The 3,709-nt window shown below is 69.3% G+C and carries 3 protein-coding genes; 2 read left to right on the top strand and 1 reads right to left on the bottom strand.

Translation table 11 applies throughout. From position 1 onward, the window contains the following. The coding region (locus A6V29_RS06740) for a phosphoketolase family protein (protein WP_137159595.1) at positions 1–1,837 on the top strand (1,837 nt) is incomplete at its 5' end. Between the two features lie 11 nt (positions 1,838–1,848). Further along, positions 1,849–2,949 carry an acetate/propionate family kinase gene (locus tag A6V29_RS06735; protein ID WP_137159594.1) on the top strand — a complete coding sequence of 367 codons (1,101 nt, stop codon included), beginning with the start codon at positions 1,849–1,851 and terminating at the stop codon, positions 2,947–2,949. A 290-nt stretch (positions 2,950–3,239) separates the two neighbouring features. On the opposite strand, the gene A6V29_RS06730 is transcribed toward A6V29_RS06735, so the two are convergent. Continuing rightward, positions 3,240–3,709 (bottom strand): ANTAR domain-containing response regulator (locus tag A6V29_RS06730; protein WP_212719071.1); only part of this gene is annotated, 470 nt, incomplete at its 5' end.

Below are 3,709 nucleotides of genomic sequence, written 5' to 3'. Positions count from 1 at the left end.
CATCAGACCCGGGGCGGGACACCTCAACGGCTACAAGATCGCGAACCCGACGGTACTGGCCCGCATCGGGGACGACGAGTTGGTGGAGCTGCTCCGCGGGTACGGGCACACCCCGTACCTGGTCGCCGGCGACGACCCGCCGCGCATGCACCAGGAGTTTGCCGCGGTGCTCGACCGCTGCCTCGACGAGATCGGCGCCATCCAGCGCCGGGCCCGCGAGGACGGCGTCGACCTCGTCGGCCCCGACCGGCCGCGCTGGCCGATGATCGTGTTGCGCTCGCCCAAGGGCTGGACGGGTCCCGACGAGGTCGACGGGCTGCAGGTCGAGGGTTCGTGGCGCTCGCACCAGGTGCCGTTCGCCAACGCTCGCGACGACGACGGCCACCGGAAGGTGCTCGAGGACTGGCTGCGCAGCTACCGCCCCGAGGAGCTGTTCGACGAGTTGGGCGCGCCGGTCGCGGCCGTCCGGGACCTGCATCCGGCCGGCGCCCGGCGGATGAGTGCTAACCCGCACGCCAACGGCGGACTCATGCTGCAGCCGCTGCGCATGCCCCACTTCCGCGACTACGCCGTCGACGTGTCCGAGCCGGGAACCGGGGCGGTGGAGTCGACCCGCGTGCTGGGCGCCTTCTTGCGCGACGTCATGCGGCAGAACATGACGACGTTCCGGGTCTTCGCGCCCGACGAGAACAACTCCAACCGGCTGGGAGCCGTGTTGGAGGCGACCGACCGCACGTGGTCGGCCGAGCGGCTGCCGACCGACGACCACCTCGCTCCCGACGGTCGGGTGATGGAGATCCTGTCGGAGCACCTGTGCCAGGGCTGGCTGGAGGGCTACCTGCTCACCGGCCGGCACGGGTTCTTTTCGTGCTACGAGGCGTTCATCCACATCGTCGATTCGATGTTCAACCAGCACGCCAAGTGGCTGAAGACGACCAACGGCATCGCCTGGCGGCGGCCGGTCGCGTCGCTGAACTACCTGCTGACCTCCCACGTGTGGCGGCAGGACCACAACGGTTTCTCGCACCAGGACCCGGGGTTCATCGACCACGTGGTGAACAAGAAGGCCGACGTCATCCGGGTGTACCTGCCGCCGGACGCGAACACCCTGCTGTCGGTGGCCGACCACTGCCTGCGCTCCCGGCAGTACGTCAACGTGATCGTGGCGGGCAAGCAGCCGGCGCTGCAGTACCTGGACATGGACGCCGCGGTGGTGCACGCGACCAAGGGGATCGGCATCTGGGAGTGGGCGAGCTCGGACGCCGACGGCGAGCCGGACGTCGTGATGGCCTGCGCCGGCGACGTGCCGACGATGGAGACGCTGGCCGCGGTGGAGATCCTTCGCGGCTGGTTCCCCGACCTGCGCATTCGCGTCGTGAACGTGGTGGACCTGATGCGGCTGCAGGACGAGCGGGCGCATCCGCACGGCTTGTCCGACGCCGCCTTCGACGCGTTGTTCACCCGGGACAAGCCAGTGGTCTTCGCCTACCACGGCTATCCGTGGCTGATCCACCGGCTGACCTACCGCCGCTCCAACCACGAAAATTTCCACGTGCGCGGCTACGTGGAGGAGGGGACGACGACCACCCCGTTCGACATGTGCGTCTTGAACGGACTGGACCGCTTCAACCTCGCGATTAGCGCCATCGACCGTATCGAGCGACTGGACGGTCGAGCGGCGCACGCGCGGGAGGCGCTCACCAACAAGCTCATCGAGCACCGCCTGTACGTGCGCACCCACGGCATCGACCTGCCCGAGATCCGCGACTGGGCCTGGTCGGGCACGGCCGGCCCGCGCAGTTCCGGCGGCTCGCCGCTGCGGGAGCCGGAGGCGTGAGGGTCGGCAGCATGCGGGTGTTGGTCGTAAACGCAGGCTCGAGCAGCCTCAAGCTCACCCGCCTCGACGAGCGGTGCACGGTCACCGCGGCGACCACGGTCGAGTCCTGGCGGGGGGAGGGGCAACTGGAGCCGCTGGCCGAGTTCCTCGCCGGGTGCGGCCCCGTCGATGCGGTCGGCCACCGGGTGGTGCACGGCGGCTCGCGGCACACCGGTCCAGCGCTCGTGGATCCGGTTCTGGTTACCTACCTGTGGTCCATCCGTCACCTGGCGCCGCTGCACAACCCGCGGGCGCTGGCCGGCATCGCCGCCACCGAGAAGCTGCTGCCGGACGTGCCGGCGGTGGCCTGTTTCGACACCACCTTCCACGCGACGCTGCCACCGGCGGCCCATACCTATGCGCTGCCGCGGGAGTGGAACGAGCGCTGGCAACTGCGCCGCTACGGCTTCCACGGGCTCTCCCACGCCTACGCCGTCCGGCGGGCCGCTGAGATCGTCGGGCGGTCGGTCGAGGAGCTGCGGATCGTCTCGGCGCACCTGGGCGCCGGTGCCTCGCTGGCCGCCGTCCTCGGTGGCCGGTCAGTCGACACCACCATGGGGTTCACCCCGCTGGCCGGTCTAGTGATGAACACCCGGCCGGGCACGGTCGACCCTGGCCTGGTGCTGTGGCTGCTGGAGCACGGCGGCGTCCCAGAACCGGAGGTCGCCGACGTCTTCGAGCACCACGCCGGACTCAAAGGCCTAACCGAGACCTCCGGTGACCTACGCGAGGTGCTCGCCGGGCGGGCCGGCGGCGACCCGGCCTGCGCGCTGGCCTTCGACGTCTACCTCCACCGGCTGTGCCGGGAGATCGCCGCGATGACCGCTGCCGCCGGGGGACTAGACCTGCTCATTTTCACCGGCGGCGTGGGCGAGCACGCCACCGAGGTACGGCATGCCGTCGCGGACAGGCTGGCCCATCTCGGCATAGACATCGACACAGAACTGAACCGCGTGACCACCGGGGACGGGGACATCAGCCGCCGCCATTCTACTGCTCGTACCGTGGTCGTCACCGCGCGCGAGGACCTGGAGATTCGACGGCAGGTGATGGACGTCCTGCTCAGTGACTGACCGTCGCCCAGTCGCACTGCCGTCTCAGACCCGTTGACCAGCGGAAGGCGGGGCGAACGATTGCCGAGACCAATCAAGCAAGGACCTGTCTCCGGCCGTTCAGTGTGGGATGAAAGCGAAGACTCGGGCCGACGCAAGACGGAACGAGCGCGCGCAGTTCCGGTGGATGTGAACCACGTGCCACATCGGGCCGAGCGGGTGACGACGACGTCGGCACTTGTCGCCGGTCGTCGAGCACACGGCCGTTCCGGAGGGGCGCTTCACCCTGCGTGTGAGATACATCAGTCCTGCTAGGGCAGGCCGGGCAGCTCCCCGGTCATTACCAGGCGGTCGGCGACGTCCCTGAGCTTGCTGTTGGTCTGCATCGACACCCGAGCCAGCGTCTGGAACGCCTGGTCGGCCGTGAGCCCGAACCGCTCTATCAAAATGGCCTTGGCGCGCTCGATTACCGCTCGAGACTCGAGCGCCGTCGCGAGATTCCGGGCTCGTTCCCGCTCGTTCTGGTTGGCGTAGACGTTGGAGACGGCGACCCCGGCGGACCGAGCGAGCTCGATGGCAGCCCGTCGGCTCTCGTCATCGAAGGCACCCGGCGTGCGGGCGTACACGTTCAACCCTGCGCCGAGCGGCTCGGGAACTGGCAGTGGAACGGACATGGCGCTCAGACAGCCTCGCTCCAGGGCGTAGCGCACGTAGTCGCGCCACCGGGTGTCCGTTCCTGGGTCCACGATCTCGGTGAAGAGGTGACGTCCCGCGGGGTGGT

The sequence above is a fragment of the Blastococcus sp. CCUG 61487 genome (genome assembly GCF_005222955.1).
Classification (GTDB): Bacteria; Actinomycetota; Actinomycetes; order Mycobacteriales; family Geodermatophilaceae; genus Blastococcus.
The sequence above is the reverse complement of the archived record's forward strand: the minus strand, read 5'-3'. Positions and strand labels throughout refer to the sequence as shown.

Excerpts from the sequence above, each read along its gene's own strand:
- A6V29_RS06735 (WP_137159594.1), top strand. The coding sequence starts at position 1,849 with ATGCGGGTGTTGGTCGTAAACGCAGGCTCGAGCAGCCTCAAGCTCACC.